Origin of the sequence: Enterobacter hormaechei ATCC 49162 (assembly GCF_001875655.1) — a bacterium.
GTDB lineage: Bacteria > Pseudomonadota > Gammaproteobacteria > Enterobacterales > Enterobacteriaceae > Enterobacter > Enterobacter hormaechei.
The window spans coordinates 234,687-252,190 of the sequence record NZ_MKEQ01000002.1; the positions used below are offsets into that span (position 1 = coordinate 234,687).

Annotated in this window: 11 protein-coding genes; 7 read left to right on the forward strand and 4 right to left on the reverse strand. The window is 55.4% G+C overall.

From position 1 onward, the window contains the following. Positions 1-6: 6 nt before the first annotated feature. The 5 genes from sspA (at position 7) to BH712_RS20240 (ending at position 5,448) form a co-directional block, all read left to right on the forward strand. Entirely contained in the window at positions 7-645 is a 639-nt protein-coding gene (sspA, locus tag BH712_RS20220; RefSeq protein ID WP_006812155.1) for a stringent starvation protein SspA, read from the forward strand. Positions 646-650: 5 nt separating this feature from the next. Then, on the forward strand, positions 651-1,148 hold the full coding sequence (sspB, locus tag BH712_RS20225) for a ClpXP protease specificity-enhancing factor (RefSeq protein WP_032674148.1): 498 nt from the start codon (positions 651-653) through the stop codon (positions 1,146-1,148). 602 nt (positions 1,149-1,750) lie between these two features. Further along, the gene (locus BH712_RS20230; RefSeq protein WP_006812152.1) at positions 1,751-2,455 is read left to right on the forward strand and encodes a fimbria/pilus chaperone family protein; all 705 of its coding nucleotides are present in this window, start codon (positions 1,751-1,753) and stop codon (positions 2,453-2,455) included. Positions 2,456-2,464: 9 nt separating this feature from the next. Then, positions 2,465-4,891 carry a fimbrial biogenesis outer membrane usher protein gene (locus BH712_RS20235; RefSeq protein WP_006812151.1) on the forward strand — a complete coding sequence of 809 codons (2,427 nt, stop codon included), beginning with the start codon at positions 2,465-2,467 and terminating at the stop codon, positions 4,889-4,891. Beyond that, complete coding sequence (locus tag BH712_RS20240) at positions 4,888-5,448, forward strand: DUF1120 domain-containing protein (RefSeq protein WP_032674075.1); 561 nt, start codon at positions 4,888-4,890, stop codon at positions 5,446-5,448. Before BH712_RS20235 ends, BH712_RS20240 begins: the two co-directional genes overlap by 4 nt. Before the next feature lie 111 nt (positions 5,449-5,559). Here BH712_RS20240 and gltD read toward each other — a convergent pair whose 3' ends face one another. Then, positions 5,560-6,978, reverse strand: a complete 1,419-nt coding sequence (gene gltD / locus BH712_RS20245) for a glutamate synthase subunit GltD (protein WP_006812149.1) — start codon at positions 6,976-6,978, stop codon at positions 5,560-5,562. Positions 6,979-6,987: 9 nt separating this feature from the next. Then, positions 6,988-11,448, reverse strand: coding sequence for a glutamate synthase large subunit (gltB, locus tag BH712_RS20250; protein WP_006812148.1), 4,461 nt, complete (start codon positions 11,446-11,448; stop codon positions 6,988-6,990). 687 nt (positions 11,449-12,135) lie between these two features. Here gltB and mnmL point away from each other — a divergent pair. Next, entirely contained in the window at positions 12,136-13,077 is a 942-nt protein-coding gene (mnmL, locus tag BH712_RS20260) for a tRNA modification radical SAM protein MnmL/YtqA (RefSeq protein ID WP_102765803.1), read from the forward strand. Here mnmL and BH712_RS20265 read toward each other — a convergent pair. Further along, positions 13,057-14,559, reverse strand: coding sequence for a helicase HerA-like C-terminal domain-containing protein (locus BH712_RS20265; protein WP_006812145.1), 1,503 nt, complete (start codon positions 14,557-14,559; stop codon positions 13,057-13,059). The two genes, mnmL and BH712_RS20265, sit on opposite strands and share 21 nt — an antisense overlap. A 137-nt stretch (positions 14,560-14,696) precedes the next feature. On the opposite strand from BH712_RS20265, the gene BH712_RS20270 reads away from it, so the two are divergent. Further along, positions 14,697-16,343: a dihydroxyacetone kinase subunit DhaK gene (locus BH712_RS20270; RefSeq protein WP_006812144.1), complete on the forward strand. Its 1,647-nt coding sequence runs from the start codon at positions 14,697-14,699 to the stop codon at positions 16,341-16,343. Positions 16,344-16,435: 92 nt separating this feature from the next. On the opposite strand, the gene ahr is transcribed toward BH712_RS20270, so the two are convergent. After that, on the reverse strand, positions 16,436-17,455 hold the full coding sequence (ahr, locus tag BH712_RS20275; RefSeq protein ID WP_006812143.1) for an NADPH-dependent aldehyde reductase Ahr: 1,020 nt from the start codon (positions 17,453-17,455) through the stop codon (positions 16,436-16,438). Positions 17,456-17,504: the final 49 nt, after the last annotated feature.

A 17,504-nucleotide genomic window follows, 5' to 3' on the forward strand; every position in this document is an offset into this window, starting at 1 on the left:
GTTTTCATGGCTGTCGCTGCCAACAAACGTTCGGTAATGACGCTGTTTTCTGGTCCTACTGACATTTATAGCCATCAGGTTCGTATCGTGCTGGCCGAGAAAGGTGTCAGTTTTGAGATCGAGCATGTGGAAAAGGATAACCCGCCTCAGGATCTGATCGATCTCAACCCGAGCCAAAGCGTACCGACGCTGGTGGATCGCGAGCTGACCCTGTGGGAATCCCGTATCATTATGGAATACCTGGATGAGCGTTTCCCGCATCCGCCACTGATGCCTGTTTATCCTGTTGCGCGTGGTGAAAGCCGCCTGTACATGCAGCGTATCGAGAAAGACTGGTACTCGCTGATGAACGTTATCGTCACCGGTTCCTCTTCAGAAGCGGATGCTGCACGTAAACAGCTGCGTGAAGAGCTGCTGGCGATTGCGCCGGTATTTGGTCAAAAACCTTTCTTCCTGAGCGACGAATTCAGCCTGGTGGATTGCTATCTGGCTCCGTTGCTGTGGCGTCTGCCAACCCTGGGCGTAGAGTTCAGCGGCCCTGGCGCGAAAGAGCTGAAAGGCTACATGACTCGCGTCTTTGAACGCGACTCTTTCCTGGCATCCTTAACTGAACCGGAACGTGAAATGCGTCTCGGCCGAGGCTAATGACTGTGGAAATGTCACAACTTTCACCACGCCGTCCGTATCTGCTGCGCGCCTTCTATGAATGGCTGCTGGATAACCAGCTCACGCCGCACCTGGTTGTGGATGTGACGTTGCCGGGCGTGCTGGTGCCGATGGAATACGCACGTGATGGACAGATCGTACTGAACATTGCGCCGCGTGCGGTGGGCAACCTGGAACTGGCAAACGACGAAGTGCGCTTCAACGCGCGTTTTGGCGGTGTGCCGCGTCAGGTTTCCGTTCCGCTGGCAGCGGTACTGGCCATCTACGCCCGTGAAAACGGTGCCGGCACCATGTTCGAGCCGGAAGCGGCTTATGATGAAGATGTTGCCAGCCTGAACGATGATGAGTCAGCACCCGATTCAGAAAGTGAAACGGTCATGTCCATTATTGATGGTGATAAGCCGGACCATGCCGACGATAACGATCCGGATGACGACCCACCACCGCGTGGGGGGCGCCCGGCGCTACGCGTCGTTAAATAGATTCAGCTTCGTTATAAACCAGCCAGTTAACATTACCTGGCTGGTTTTTTTTTGGGAAAATTTTGCCCGGGTTTTTATTTTGTAATTGATAATGCATATGTTTTTTTATTTCGAACACATTAAAATGAAAATTTGAAGCGCAAATTCATAACTTTTGTGAATAATATAATCCATTTTTTTCATTGAAACTTCTGATTTTATAGTTATGCCATATCTTATGAGTGGTTCTTAATTTATTAATTAATAATGCTAAATTGCATGTATTTATAAAAATAATATTATGATAACCAATGCTGGAGGCTGTCATCGATTATTGACGCATCTGTACCAGCATAATATTCGCATATGTTAAGGAATAACAGGTGAAAAAGGTTTTACTCGCCTCGGCTTAGTCTCCTTGCGTTGTTTCTACATGAACTCCAGATACCCCAGCACTGAAATGTCAGTAGGCCTACCAGGCCGCGGTGGCGTAGTGGATTGCGGTACAGTTAAATAACGTGGGTTAAATAAACCCAGAGAGTAAATAAATCATGCGTTTATTCTCTTTTTAACAGCACGATAGACATGGATTGTATTGTTGTCGCTTCTAAGGATTTATTCATATGTCATGCTTTAAAAGTGTATTATTAAACACATTAATTACTGCTGCATTATTCTCAGTGCAATTTTCTGGGCATGCCGCCGGGATGGTTCCCGAAACCAGTCTGCTCGTTATTGACGAAGCAACGCACAGTGGAATCATTAACGTCAAAAATACGGATAGCTTTCCGTCACTGCTGTATACCAATGTCGTGGACCTTCCTGACGATAAAGGGTTGAAGCTGATTGCTACGCAGCCTGTTGTTCGTCTGGAGCCGGGGCAAACCCAGCAGCTTCGTTTTATATTGCAGACAAAAGAGCCTCTGAGCGTCGAGCATTATAAACGTGTCACTTTTGAAGGCATTCCGCCAAAAAGCGATGATAAAAAAATAAAAATTGGTATTAACATCCGCCAGGATATTCCTGTGCTTATCCGTCCAAAATCACTCGCGGTTGTGACGGATGCCTGGAAAGAGCTGAAGTGGAGTGCCAACGGCAAATCACTGAAGGTCAACAACCCGAGCAAATACGTCGTTCGTCTGGCGCAAAAAGTGGTAACTCAGCCCTCGGGTGCGGCTGGCTCGCTGTCTAAAACCTACATCCTGCCGGGTGAAACGCTCACCACGACTTTAGATAAAACGCCGGTGAGTGATAACAAGGTGAAGTTTTTCCCAGCAAGCCGCTATGGGGTTGAAGTACCAAGCTTTATTTCGGACTTGAATAAATAAAATAGGGATATGACGGTGTGTAAAAAAAGCCGCCTTGCACTTTGTGTCCGCGCCATCCTTTGCGGCACGCTGCCTCTGGTATTACTGAATTCAACTTCCCTCCAGGCGAGGGAAGTGACGTTTGACACGGGGATCATTAAATCCCGTGGTTTAAGCATGGATCTCAACCATTACTTTGCAGAAGCCCCGCGCTTCCTCCCGGGTACGCACTCCGTACAGATTAAAGTGAATGGCAAAGATCGTGGCACCGCGGCAGTACGCTTCAATGAAGAGGGTGTACTGTGTATTGATAATGATTTTCTTGAATTTGCAGGCATCATGCCTGTTCCATTAAAAGCCAGTGAAACGTGCCACGATATTCGCAGCGATTATGCGCAGGCCGTTGTTAACTCACTGCCTAACCAGGAAGCGGTGGAACTGTTTTTACCTCAGGAAGCCATTAACAGCCTGACGGCGGACGTTAAAAACTTCCAGCACGGGGGAACCGCTGGACTCCTGAATTATTCTCTGTTTAGCACCCGTAATGAATACGGTAGCAGCGAAAGCAATCGATACTCGCAGGCGAGTCTGGAGGCAGGTTTTAATGCTCTGGACTGGTCGCTGCGCAGCCGTTATATCCTGACGGATGATCAGGGGAAAAGGAATGCAGAGAGCATCTACACCTACGCCGAGCATGTGTTTGTGCCTCAGCGTCTGACCATGCAGGTCGGTGAAATTAACGCCTCATCGCAGGTACTGAGCGGTGCCCCCATTTTGGGCGTTCAGTTGATGCCCACGACTGGCTTGCAAAAGCAGGGCAGTGGCGTAAGTGTTTCCGGCATCGCACGTACCCCGCAAGCCCGCGTTGAGATTCGTCAAAGCGGGCAGGTTATTTTCAGTACGTTAGTGCCAGCCGGTCCCTTCAAGCTGGACGATGTGCCAATGGTCCGGAGCAATGTGGACCTGGATGTCACCGTGGTCGAGACGGACGGCTCCAGCAGCCACTTTATCGTGCCTGCCGCGTCGGTGAGATCGCAGCAACTGTCGCGTCCGCAAGGTCTGACAATCTCAGCAGGTCAGGTGCGCGACATTGAAAGTGATTATGATGATCCGATGGTCGTGAACGTTTCTGATGGCTGGCGGATCCTGCCATGGATGAACTTCATGGCGTCCGGTGCGGCAGCGGAAGACTACCAAGCCGTAGGCGGCAGAACCGAGTTTAGGTTAACCGACCGCTGGGGGATTTCAACGAGTGCCGCAGCCAGTAAATCGAAATTTGGCGACAGCAACAGCGGCCTGAAGACGGAATTGCAGAGTGATTTGGCGCTGGGCGAAAACTTCGGACTCTCTGCAAGCGCGACGCATTACAGCGGCGGCTACCGTGAATTGACCGAAGCAATGGACGATGATTTTGAAGCCAGCGATAACGTCTATTCAGGCAATATCAGCTTCTCGACTGAAATGGCGGGCGCTTTCAGCGCCGGGTTTAACTACAACCAGAGCGCTGGTGATGAGCCTGACTCACGCTACCTGTTGCTGACATGGGGTAAAACCTTCAAATACGCCTCGGTGAACGTGAACTGGCAGACTTCGGTAGGGAACAATGATAGTGATGATGAACAGGATGATGACCTGCTCTATATCAATGTGAGTATTCCTCTCGGCGGTTCACAAAGCCTGAGCACCTATATGCGTAAGCAGGGTGACAGCACCAGCTATGGCGTTGCGAACAGCGGAGGCATTGGTGATAACACCAATTACTACATCTCTGCTGACCGCGATGATGAATCTCACGAAAACAGCTTTAACGGAAATATCACGACGAACCTGCACTATACCCAGCTTGGCCTGGGCGGCGGCACCAGCGGTAATAACAACCGCAACTATAATGCCTCGCTGTCTGGTGGAATCGCGATGCATAAAGATGGCGTGACTTTCTCGCCGTATACCATCAAGGACACTTTTGCGATTGCCAAAGTGAGCGAGCCTAAGAGCGGGATAGAGATTTCTACCCCACAGGGAACCGTCTGGACGGATCGCTGGGGACAAGCCGTGGTGCCGGGGCTGACTGAATGGCGTAACTCTCGTCTTGAAGTTGATGCGAACAAACTGCCTCAAAGTATGACTCTCGCGAACGGGACCAAATACGTGGCCGCGGGGCATGCATCTGTCAGTGAAGTGACCTTTAAGGTGCTCAACAGTCGTCGTGTAATGTTGCGTGTGAAGCGTACCGATGGCACGCCATTGGCAAAAGGTATTTCGATTGTTGACGGCAAAGGTCACTACATCGTGACCACCGTAGATGACGGTCACGTCTTCCTCAACGATGCCGATCAGCTTGACGCGCTGTATGCGATGGACGACAACAACAAACAACTGTGTCAGATCGATTTCACCCTCAGTGATAAGCGAGATGAAGACGCATTCTATGAGGAAGTGAACGGAGTATGCCGATGAGATTTCAGCGAAAAATGACACTCGCCGGGCTGCTGGCGTTCTGTTTACCCGCGATGGCGTTTGCCGAGGACTGTCAGATTACCCTCTCGCAGTCCGTGGTGGATTACCACCAACTACAGCGTGAAAACATTGTCACGACGCAGCAGGACTGGCACAAAATGCCGGAGCGCGAAGTCAATGTGAATGTTTACTGCCCCGAAAAACACCAGATCGGCGTGCTGCTCCAGGGGGCATCCGGCGAAAAAGGTCGTTTTCTCTTTGGTGAAAAGGGCGGGGTCGCGATCAAAATCGACAACATGATTGTTGATGGTAAAAATTACAATGTGGGTAAAACAGGCGACCAGGTTAACTTAACGCCTGAGAGTGATGGTGAACAGTCGTTATATTTGAGAAATAACGAAACCGTAGTGGCCGTAGAGAACAACCAGGTTCCTATAGTTCAACAGATGAGCTTCAGGGTGACGGTTTTCCCCGTCCTGAGAGATAACGCATTCAGAAACATTGCGGACGTTACGCAACTGGAAAGCGATCTGAGCTGGAAAATCATTACGAAATAATGTTTCGCCATATGACGCGGTAGCGTTATAAGGCCTGGCACCGCTAACGATATTCAGTCCGTTGTTAGCCGCGTAAAAAAGCCGGATGGTCTGCACCATCCGGCTTATCTCTTACACTTCCAGGAAGTTCATAATCCCTTCAGCGGCTTTACGGCCTTCGGCAATCGCCGTGACCACCAGGTCAGAACCGCGAACGATATCACCACCGGCGAAAATTTTCGGGTTACTGGTCTGGAACGCGTTATCGCTGCCTTCCGGCGCAATCACGCGGCCCTGCGAATCCAGCTCGACGCTGTGCTTCGCCAGCCATTCCATACTGTGAGGACGGAAACCAAACGCCATCACTACGGCGTCAGCCGGGATCACGTGTTCAGAACCGGCAACGATCTCCGCGCGACGACGGCCTTTCGCATCCGGTGCACCCATCTCCGTGCGCGCCATCTTCACGCCGCTCACTTTACCGTTGGCATTCACTTCAATACCCAGAGGCTGGATGTTGAACTGGAACTCCACGCCCTCTTCACGCGCGTTTTTCACTTCGCGCTTAGAGCCAGGCATGTTCTCTTCGTCACGACGATAGGCACAGATGACGTGCGCCGCGTTCTGACGAATAGACGTACGCACACAGTCCATCGCGGTATCACCGCCGCCCAGCACCACCACGCGTTTGCCTTCCATGCTGACGAACGGCTCATCGGCCGTTTCGCCGTAGCCCATCAGCTGTTTGGTATTCGCAATCAGGAACGGCAGCGCATCGTACACGCCTGGCGCATCTTCGTTCTCCAGACCACCGCGCATGGACTGATAAGTGCCTACGCCCAGGAACACGGCATCGTAATCCTTCAGCAGATCGTCAAGCTGCACGTCGCGGCCCACTTCGGTGTTGAGTTTGAACTCAATGCCCATGCCGGTGAAGATTTCGCGGCGGCGGGTCATCACCTCTTTTTCCAGCTTAAAGGCCGGAATACCGAAGGTCAGCAGACCGCCGATTTCCGGGTGGCGATCGAAGACCACCGCCTTCACGCCGTTACGGGTCAGCACGTCCGCACAGGCCAGGCCTGCCGGACCCGCGCCGATAATCGCCACGCGCTTGTCGGTTTGACGTACGCCGGTCATATCCGGACGCCAGCCCATTTCGAAGGCTTTATCGTTGATATAGCGCTCGATGTTGCCGATGGTCACCGCGCCAAACTCGTCGTTCAGCGTACAGGAGCCTTCGCACAGACGGTCCTGAGGACACACGCGGCCGCACACTTCCGGCAGGGTGTTGGTCTGGTGAGACAGCTCAGCGGCTTCAAAAATACGCCCTTCGTTGGCCAGCTTCAGCCAGTTCGGAATGTAGTTATGGACCGGACACTTCCATTCGCAGTAAGGGTTACCGCAGGACAGGCAGCGGTCTGCCTGTGCTTTGGCCTGGCCTTCTGAAAACGGCTCATAGATTTCAACAAATTCAATTTTACGGATCTTCAGCGGTTTCTTTGGCGGATCAACACGCTGAAGGTCGATAAACTGGTAAACGTTCTGGCTCATCTGAATTCCTTACTGCGCCTGCACACGCAGCTCTGCTGCGCTACGACTACGGTGACCCAACAGGGCTTTAACATCGCTGGACTTCGGCTTAACCAGCGCGAATTTCGCAGAGAACGCCGGCCAGTTCGCCAGGATCTCTTCGCCGCGCGAAGAACCGGTATGCTGCACGTGTTCGGTAATCAAACCGCGCAGGTGTTCTTCGTGGATGGCCAGCGAATCAACGTCCAGCACTTCCACCAGTTCCGGGTTCACGCGTTTGCGGAACTCACCGTCTTCATCCAGGATGTAGGCAAAACCGCCCGTCATGCCCGCGCCAAAGTTCACGCCGGTTTTCCCCAGGACGCACACAATTCCGCCCGTCATGTATTCGCAGCCGTTATCGCCGATACCTTCCACCACGGTGATGGCGCCGGAGTTACGTACCGCAAAACGCTCGCCTGCACGACCCGCGGCAAACAGACGTCCGCCGGTCGCGCCGTACAGACAGGTGTTGCCGATGATGCTCGCTTCATGGCTGCGGAAGGCCGAGCCGACCGGAGGACGCACCGCCAGCAGACCGCCCGCCATGCCTTTTCCGACGTAATCGTTGGCATCGCCGGTCAGGTATAATTCAACCCCGCCAGCGTTCCACACGCCGAAGCTCTGACCTGCGGTACCGCTGAAGTGCGCGGTAATCGGATCCGACGCCAGCCCCTGATCACCGTGCGTTTGCGCGATATAACCGGAGAGGGATGCGCCGACTGAACGGTCGGTGTTGCGGATATCAAACCAGAACGTTTTGCTCTGCTTCTCATCCACATACGGCTTCGCCTGTTGCAGCAGCTGCGCGTTCAGCACGCCGTTGTCGAACGGCGGGTTGTTCTCGGTGCAGTAAACCGCTTTGCCAGGATGCGGCTGAGCGGTTTCCAGCAGCTTAGACAGCTCCAGCTTCTGCTGCTTGGCCGTGAAGCCCTCCAGCTCTTTCAGCAGGTCGGTACGACCAATGAGATCCACCAGACGTTTCACGCCCAGCTGCGCCATCAGCTCGCGGGTTTCACGGGCGATGAAGTCAAAGTAGTTAGTCACTTTAAACGGCAGGCCGTGATAGTGATTCTTACGCAGCTTCTCGTCCTGGGTAGCAACGCCCGTTGCGCAGTTGTTCAGGTGGCAAATACGCAGGTATTTACAGCCGAGCGCAACCATCGGGCCGGTACCGAAGCCGAAGCTTTCCGCACCCAGAATCGCCGCTTTGATGATGTCGAGGCCGGTTTTCAGCCCGCCATCCACCTGCAAGCGGATCTTGTGACGCAGGCCGTTAGCGACCAGCGCCTGCTGGGTTTCCACCAGGCCAAGCTCCCACGGACAACCCGCGTATTTCACGGAGGAGAGCGGGCTTGCGCCGGTGCCGCCGTCGTAACCGGCGATGGTGATCAGATCTGCATAGGCTTTCGCCACGCCGGTGGCAATGGTGCCAACGCCCGGTTCGGAAACCAGCTTCACGGAGATCATCGCTTTCGGGTTGACCTGTTTCAGGTCGAAAATCAGCTGCGCCAGATCCTCGATAGAGTAGATATCGTGGTGCGGCGGCGGGGAGATCAGCGTCACGCCCGGCACCGAGTAGCGCAGTTTGGCGATATACGGCGTCACTTTATCACCCGGTAACTGACCGCCTTCGCCCGGTTTAGCGCCCTGCGCGACCTTAATCTGGATCACGTCGGCGTTAACCAGGTACGCAGGCGTTACGCCGAAGCGACCGGACGCCACCTGCTTGATTCGGGACACTTTGTTAGTGCCGTAGCGGGCCGGATCTTCACCGCCTTCGCCGGAGTTAGAGTTGCCGCCGATGCTGTTCATGGCTTCCGCCAGCGCTTCGTGCGCTTCCGGGCTCAGCGCGCCGATGGACATCGCCGCGGTGTCGAAGCGTTTGAACAGCTCAGACGCAGGCTCTACGTCGTCGATGCTGACAGCCTCGTCACCCGGATTCAGCGCGATAAGGTCGCGCAGCGTCGCCGCCGGACGGTTGTTCACCAGCTCAGCATACTGCTGGTAATCGCTGTACTCGCCGCTCTGCACCGCCTGTTGCAGCGTGCGCACCACGTCCGGGTTATAAGCGTGATACTCGCCCCCGTGGACGTATTTAAGCAGGCCGCCCTGTTCCAGCGGCTTACGTGCCAGCCAGGCGCGTTTCGACAGGTTCACCAGATCCTGCTGGAAGTCAGCAAAACCGGCGCCACCGATGCGGCTGACCACGCCCTGGAAGCAGAGGTTGGCAACCTCGTCGTGCAGCCCGACCGCTTCAAACAGCTTCGAGCAGCGGTAAGAGGCGATGGTCGAGATGCCCATTTTGGACATGATCTTATACAGGCCTTTGTTGATGCCGTTACGGTAGTTCAGCATCACGGCGCGGTAGTCTTTGTCGATCGCGCGGGTATCCACCAGACGGGCCAGCGTTTCGTAGGCCAGGTACGGGTAGATCGCCGTCGCGCCAAAGCCTAACAGCACCGCAAAGTGATGCGGATCGCGCGCGCTCGCGGTTTCAACGATGATGTTGGCATCACAGCGCAGGCTTTTATCCACCAGGCGCGTCTGGATTGCACCTACCGCCATTGGCGCAGGCACAGGCAGACGGTTTTTCGCAATGTTGCGGTCAGACAGCACCAGCAGAACGGTGCCGTTACGCACCATCTGCTCGGCTTTATCGCACAGCGCGTTCACCGTCTCTTCGAGGCTCGTTTCGGTCACGTCGAAGGTGATATCGAGCGTGTCGGCGCGGTAGTGCTCCTCGGTCATGGTGGTGAGCTGTTTGAAATCGGAGTACAGCAGGATCGGTGATTTAAAGGTCAGACGGTGCGCCTGGCCTTCGGCTTCACAGAAGACGTTCATTTCACGACCAATGCTGGTGGCCAGCGACATGACGTGTGCTTCGCGCAGCGGATCGATTGGCGGGTTGGTGACCTGCGCGAACTGCTGACGGAAATAGTCGTAAATGATGCGTGGCTGGCTGGAGAGCACGGCAAACGGGGTATCGTCACCCATGGAGCCGACCGCTTCCTGGCCGTTTTCCCCGAGCACGCGAATAACCGAGTCCAGCTCTTCCGCGCTGTAGTTAAACTGTTTCTGGAAGCTCGCGAGGGTGTCATCATCCATCTCGCGGCTGCCCACTTCTTCGTCCGGCAGATCTTCAAACGGCACCAGACGGCGCACGTTTTTCGCCATCCACTCTTTGTACGGATGGCGGCTTTTCAGATCGTTGTCGGTTTCGGCGGAGTGCAGAATACGGCCGCCGCGGGTATCGATCACCATCAGCTCGCCCGGACCGACGCGGCCTTTCTCGACCACTTCGTCTGGCTGGTAATCCCAGATACCGACTTCAGAGGCGCAGGTGATGAGCTTGTCTTTGGTGATAACGTAGCGCGCCGGACGCAGACCGTTACGGTCCAGGTTACAGGCGGCGAAACGACCGTCGGACATGACGATGCCTGCCGGGCCATCCCACGGCTCCATGTGCATGGAGTTAAAGTCGAAGAAGGCGCGCAGCTCCGGGTCCATATCCGGGTTGTTCTGCCAGGCCGGTGGTACCAGCAGACGCATGGCGCGCACGATATCCATCCCGCCCGCCAGCAGCAGTTCCAGCATGTTATCCATTGAGCTGGAGTCCGAGCCGGTTTCGTTCACGAACGGTGCGGCATCGTGCAGGTCCGGGATCAGCGGGGTCTGGAATTTATAAGTACGGGCGCGGGCCCACTGGCGGTTACCGGTGATGGTGTTGATCTCGCCGTTGTGCGCCAGGTAGCGGAACGGCTGAGCCAGCGGCCAGCGTGGAACGGTGTTGGTGGAGAAGCGCTGGTGGAACAGGCAAATGGCCGATTCCAGACGCAGGTCCGCCAGGTCCAGGTAGAAGCGCGGCAGGTCAGCCGGCATACACAGACCTTTATAAATGTTCACCAGGTTAGAGAGGCTACAAACGTAAAACTCTTTATCGTCCTGGAGACGTTTTTCAATGCGGCGACGGGCGATGAACAGACGGCGTTCCATATCGCGCGGACGCCAGCCCGCAGGCGCGTTAACAAAAATCTGTTCAATACGAGGCAGCGAGGAGAGGGCGATTTCACCGAGCACCCCTTCGTTGGTTGGCACATCGCGCCAGCCGACAATTGACAGGGTTTCACGCTGAAGTTCTTCTTCAACAATGCGGCGTGAGGCGGCAGCCTTTTCAGGATCCTGATTCAGGAACAGCATGCCGACAGCGTAGTTTTTGGCTAAACGCCAGCCGCGCTCTTCCGCCACGATGCGGAAGAAACGATCCGGTTTTTGCAGCAGCAGGCCGCAACCGTCGCCGGTTTTACCATCGGCAAGGATGGCGCCACGGTGCTGCATACGGGCCAGTGCGTGAATAGCAGTACGCACTACCTTGTGGCTAGGTTCGCCTTCTATGTGGGCGATCAGGCCGAAACCACAGTTATCCTTCTCAAGGGATTTATCGTACAACATATCAGTGAACCTCCCCAGGCTCGTCGGGCTTCCCACTGAACTTTACCGTGGCGCACAGGCACAGAAAGAGCATGGCGACGGGGTTGGCGTTTCATACGCGGACCTCGCATTCGCCCTCTTTTTCATCCTTTCGCGCAGGTAAACAAGTTTGAGGACTTGCTTCAGAGGGAATCTCAATTACTGCATAAATATGATGAGCAGGCCGCTCATCCAGAAAGCTTCCAGCGGATTTCCAACTTATCGGGAATTGGTACACAGGTCAAATGGCAATCTTATTTATATAAAAATGTGCTAAAGAGCGCTTATCGCATTGTTTAAAAAAGAGATTTAACTATTTTTACAACCATTGAAAGGCCAGGGAAACCGCGAAGGAGTGTGATCTGACTCACTATATGAAAGCGGTATTATCGATGTAGCGTGCTGAAATGCTGATTTATAGCAGAATAATAATCTGGTAGTGCATTCAAACCCGCATAAAATCACTGTTTTTCAGTGATGCCGCTATAAATGAAAAAAACAATCAGAACATAAGGAAAAGTAATCACAGATGGCGTGAATGAAATCGCAGTAATCTTGAGTATTTATTCATATAGATAAAAGCCGTCCAGGGCGATTGATCCAGGTCATCGCCGACAGAGGCTAAAAATGGCAGGCTTGTCCCCTTTCTTCGGGACGGTCTATCAGATTATGCAGTTACAGAAATTAGTCAATATGTTTGGTGGGGATCTTTTGCAGCGCTACGGGCAAAAGGTTCATAAGCTGACGCTGCACGGCGGCTTTAGCTGCCCGAATCGCGACGGCACCATCGGGCGTGGCGGCTGTACCTTCTGCAACGTGGCCTCGTTTGCTGACGAAGCCCAGCAGCATAAATCCATCGCAGAGCAGCTCGCGCATCAGGCCAGCCTCGTGAACCGTGCGAAGCAGTATCTGGCCTATTTTCAGGCTTACACCAGCACATGGGCAGAGGTGCAGGTACTGCGCGCTATGTACCAACAGGCGGTTGCTCAAGCGAACATTGTCGGGCTGTGCGTGGGGACGCGTCCGGACTGCGTGCCTGACGCAGTGCTGGATTTACTGAGCGAGTACAAAGAGAAGGGCTATGAGATCTGGCTGGAGCTGGGCTTGCAGACCGCGCATGACAAAACCCTCCACCGTATCAATCGCGGACATGATTTCGCCTGTTACCAGCGCACCACGCGTCTCGCCCGCGAGCGTGGATTAAAAGTCTGCTCGCATCTGATTGTCGGCTTGCCGGGAGAAGGGCGGCAGCACGGTCTGGACACGCTGGAAAAAGTCGTTGAGACCGGCGTGGACGGTATTAAGCTGCACCCTCTGCATATCGTGAAGGGCAGCATAATGGCGAAAGCCTGGGAAGCGGGGCGGTTAAGTGGTATCGCACTCGACGACTATACGGTGACAGCGGGTGAGATGATTCGCCACACGCCGCCGGAGATTGTTTACCACCGCATCTCGGCCAGCGCCCGCCGCCCAACGCTTCTGGCACCGCTCTGGTGCGAGAATCGCTGGACGGGAATGGTAGAAATTGACCGTTATCTGCATGAACACGGTGTGCAGGGGTCAGCGCTTGGCCGCCCGTGGGTTTCCCCGCTACCGGCGACGGCCGCCTAGCAGACTTCCCAGCATGCCGCGTACAATCTGATTCGTAATCTGTCGCGTCGCGCTTTTTGCCATGGTCTGCACCACGCCATCGCGCTTGCCGCCGCGTGGCCCGGTGCTGCCGAACAGAATATCTTTCAGGCCCCCGAGAATGCCGTCATCCACGGCAACAGTTTGCCCTTTGGCGGCTGGCGCATCCTGTGATTCGGCAGTTGCCTGCACCCCTTTTTGCAGCATTTCGAACGCAGATTCGCGATCCACCTCGTCTTCATACTTGCCGTAGACCGGGGAGTGGTTAATCAGGCCGTTGCGTTCATCGTCCGTTACTGGCCCCATACGCGAGCAGGGCGCAATCACCATCGCGCGCTCGACAACTGTCGGGCTGCCTTTGGCATCCAGGAAAGAAATCAGCGCTTCACCGGTGCCCAGCGCCTGAATGGCGGTTTCGGTATCAAAGGCCGGATTGGCACGCATGGTTTGCGCCGCGGCTTTGACCGCTTTCTGATCTTTCGGCGTAAAGGCACGCAGGGCGTGCTGCACGCGGTTACCCAGCTGCCCCAGCACGTTGTCAGGAATATCCGACGGGTTTTGCGACACAAACCAGACACCGACGCCTTTGGAGCGGATCAGACGGATAACCTGTTCAATTTTATCCAGCAGCACCTGCGGCGCGTCGTTAAACAGCAGATGCGCTTCGTCAAAGAAGAACACCAGTTTGGGTTTTTCCAGATCGCCTGCTTCCGGCAGTTGTTCGTACAGTTCAGAGAGCATCCACAGCAGGCTGGCGGCATAGAGCTTCGGCATCTGGTAGAGCTTCTCTGCGCTCAGAATGTTGATGATGCCTTTGCCGCTGCTGTCGGTGCGCATCCAGTCTTTAATATCCAGCATCGGCTCGCCGAAGAAGTTTTCGGCTCCCTGTTGCTCCAGCGTCAGGAGTCCGCGCTGAATGGCGCCCACCGAGGCGCTGCTGATATTGCCGTACTGGTTCTGGAAGGATTTCGCGTTATCGCCAATATACTGGGTGATGGCGCGCAGATCTTTGAAGTCGAGCAGCAGCAGCCCCTGATCGTCGGCGATACGGAAGATAATGTTCAGCACCCCGGACTGCACATCGTTAAGGTTAAGCAGACGGGCCAGCAGCAAAGGGCCGAGATCGGAGACGGTGGCGCGCACCGGGTGCCCTTTTTCGCCGAAAATGTCCCAGACCACCACCGGATTACCGTGCGGCGTCCAGTCTGTGATGCCGATATTTTTCAGGCGCTCGAGCAGTTTTTCTGATGCTGCACCTTCCTGAGCCACCCCGGTTAAATCGCCCTTCACGTCAGCCATAAACACCGGCACGCCAATCTCTGACAACGACTCAGCCAGCTTTTGCAGGGTGACGGTTTTTCCCGTCCCGGTCGCGCCGGTGATCAGGCCATGACGGTTCGCCATCCCAGGCAGTAAAAACAGCTCTTTTTCCAGCGTCCGGGCGATTAACAATGGTGTACTCATGATGCACGTCCTCTCGTAGTCCTGGGTGGAGTATAGGCAACCTGACGGCAAAATGTCTGCGTAAATTCCTCACTTTGCGGCGCATTATCCAGTGCGGACTATGCTTTTGCATACGGTAAACAAAATTTTGGGAAACTATGTCCAGATTCTTTTTTAACGACCGCAAACAGCTTGTCAACGATGCCATTGAAGGCATACTTCTCTCCGCGCCGCACGGTAATCTTGTCAAACTGGATATCGATCCGGCCATCCGCGTGGTGGCACGCGGCGACTGGGATAAAAGCCGTGTAGCGGTGATCTCCGGTGGCGGCTCCGGCCACGAACCGGCACATGCCGGGTTCGTGGGTAAAGGCATGCTTACCGCAGCGGTGTGTGGCGATCTGTTCGCCTCCCCAAGCGTGGATGCGGTCCTCAATGCCATTGTGGCGGTGACGGGTGACCGTGGCTGCCTGCTGATTGTGAAAAACTACACCGGCGACCGTCTTAACTTTGGCCTGGCCGCGGAAAAAGCCAAACGCTACGGCCTGAAGGTGGAGATGGTTATTGTGGCGGATGATATCGCCCTGCCGGATAACAAGCAGCCGCGCGGTATCGCGGGAACGGCTCTGGTGCATAAGATTGCGGGATATGCGGCAGAGCAGGGGAAATCGTTAACCGACGTGCGGGATATTGCGCAACAGGCCTGCGATAACCTCTGGAGCCTGGGGGTTGCGATGCAAACCTGTAACCTGCCGGGTAGCGATGATGAAGAAGGGCGTATTAAGCAAGGCCATGTGGAGCTGGGGCTGGGCATTCACGGCGAGCCGGGGGCCTCGGTGGTGGATACGCAGAACAGCAGGGCGATTATCGACACGCTGGTGACGCCGTTGAAAGCCCAGGCGGGTGACGGGCGCTTTGCGGTGCTGATCAACAACCTCGGCGGTGTGTCAGCGCTGGAGATGGCTCTGCTCACCAAAGAGCTGGCGCATTCGGCGCTGAAAACGGAGATCGCTTACCTGATTGGTCCCGCGCCACTGGTGAGTGCGCTGGATATGAAAGGCTTTTCGCTGACGCTGTTAAAGCTCAACGACTTCTTCGAGAAGGCGATTCACGCCGAGGTCGAGACCCTGGGCTGGCAGAAGCCCGTCGCGTTTGCGCCTCTGCGTACCGTCCCACATAGCGCTCTTTATGACCGCGTGGAATATACCCCGTCGGACAATCCGCAGGTGGGGGCGTTAGTCTCCTCGGTAACTAAGTCATTGATCCAGCTGGAAAATCGCCTTAACGCGCTGGATGCCAAAGTGGGCGATGGCGATACGGGCTCTACCTTTGCGCAAGGGGCGCGGGATATTGCGCAGCGTCTTGAGGAGAACAACCTGCCCCTCAACGATGTGCCGACATTACTCGTGCTGGTGGGTGAGCGGCTGGCGACGGTGATGGGCGGATCGAGCGGCGTACTGATGTCGATCTTCTTTACGGCGGCCGGGCAAAAGCTGCATGACGGACACTCCCTGCCGGATGCGCTGTTGAGCGGGCTGGCGCAGATGAAGCAGTATGGCGGGGCCGATCTCGGGGATCGCACGCTGATCGACGCCCTGCAACCGGCGCTGGAGGCATTACAGAAAGGCAACATTCAGGCGGCAGCCCAGGCCGCACAGCAGGGCGCCGAAGCAACGGCGAAAATGGCGAAAGCCGGCGCGGGGCGCTCGTCGTATGTGAATAAAGAGAATCTGGACGGGGTGATGGATCCGGGGGCGGTCGCGGTGGCGGAAGTGTTTAAGACCATGGTAGATGCAAAACGGTAACAACCGTTACCGTTTTTAGTGTTTGCGCCCTCTCCCTGTGGGAGAGGGTTGGGGTGAGGGCATCAGGCCGAACATTCCCCGGCAAACTTACATCAGAAATCCGCTTTCAACACCACGCGGTAGCGGGCTTTGCCGTCGCGCACGTGCTGGATCGCTTCGTTGATTTTTGACATTGGGTACAGCTCGGTAGTCGGTGCCACTTTGGTGCGTCCGGCAAACTTCATCAGCTTGCGTAACTCATATGGCGTACCGGTCGCAGAGCCTGACACGCTGCGATCCCCGCCGATCAGGGTAAAGGCCGGAACAGGCAGCGGCTTCATCACCGCACCCACGGTGTGGAAGTTACCGCCGTAGGCCAGGGCTTCAAAGTACGGCTGCCAGTCGAGATCCACGTTCACAGTGTTGATGATCAGATCAAACTGACCCGCCAGTGCGGTAAGCGCCTGCGGATCGCGACTGTTCACCACTTTATCGGCCCCCATCGCCAGCACTTCCTGCTCTTTTGCCGGGTTGGAGCTGAACGCCGTCACTTCACAGCCCATCGCGTGCAGCAGTTTGATGGCAATATGCCCCAGACCGCCAATACCGATCACGCCCACGCGGCTGGTGGCGGTCACGTGGTGCATCAGCAGCGGTTTAAAGACGGTAATACCGCCGCACAGCAGCGGACCTGCGGATTCAATATCAATGCTGTCCGGCAGCGGGATAACCCATTGCCAGTCGGCGCGCAGTTTATCGGCGAAACCGCCCTTGTTCAGGATGGTAGGCACTGCGCCCTCAAGGCAGTTAATCTGGTTGCCGCTGATACAGGCGTCGCAGTGGCCACAGCTGCGTGCCGTCCAGCCGATGCCCACGCGCTGGCCCACTTTCAGCCCTTTGTCCTGCGCGGCGCTGCCGAGCGCCACGACGCGGCCAATGACTTCGTGCCCGGCAACCAGCGGATAGCTGGAGAAGCCCCATTCGTTGTCGATCATCGAGAGATCTGAGTGGCAGATCCCGCAGTAATCAACCTGTACTTCGACGTCTTCCGCTTTTAGTTCGCCCGCATCGTACTCGTACAGCTCAAGTTCTGCACCCGCCTGCGGTGCTGCGTAGCTTTTTATCTTCGACATCGCATTTCCCCTGTTTTGGTGTGAACTGTGAGTGTAGAGCATTCAGTTT

Excerpts from the sequence above, each read along its gene's own strand:
- sspA (WP_006812155.1), top strand. The coding sequence starts at position 7 with ATGGCTGTCGCTGCCAACAAACGTTCGGTAATGACGCTGTTTTCTGGT.
- BH712_RS20230 (WP_006812152.1), top strand. The coding sequence starts at position 1,751 with ATGTCATGCTTTAAAAGTGTATTATTAAACACATTAATTACTGCTGCA.
- BH712_RS20235 (WP_006812151.1), top strand. The coding sequence starts at position 2,465 with ATGACGGTGTGTAAAAAAAGCCGCCTTGCACTTTGTGTCCGCGCCATC.
- BH712_RS20240 (WP_032674075.1), top strand. The coding sequence starts at position 4,888 with ATGAGATTTCAGCGAAAAATGACACTCGCCGGGCTGCTGGCGTTCTGT.
- gltD (WP_006812149.1), bottom strand. The coding sequence starts at position 6,978 with ATGAGCCAGAACGTTTACCAGTTTATCGACCTTCAGCGTGTTGATCCG.
- gltB (WP_006812148.1), bottom strand. The coding sequence starts at position 11,448 with ATGTTGTACGATAAATCCCTTGAGAAGGATAACTGTGGTTTCGGCCTG.
- mnmL (WP_102765803.1), top strand. The coding sequence starts at position 12,136 with ATGCAGTTACAGAAATTAGTCAATATGTTTGGTGGGGATCTTTTGCAG.
- BH712_RS20265 (WP_006812145.1), bottom strand. The coding sequence starts at position 14,559 with ATGAGTACACCATTGTTAATCGCCCGGACGCTGGAAAAAGAGCTGTTT.
- BH712_RS20270 (WP_006812144.1), top strand. The coding sequence starts at position 14,697 with ATGTCCAGATTCTTTTTTAACGACCGCAAACAGCTTGTCAACGATGCC.
- ahr (WP_006812143.1), bottom strand. The coding sequence starts at position 17,455 with ATGTCGAAGATAAAAAGCTACGCAGCACCGCAGGCGGGTGCAGAACTT.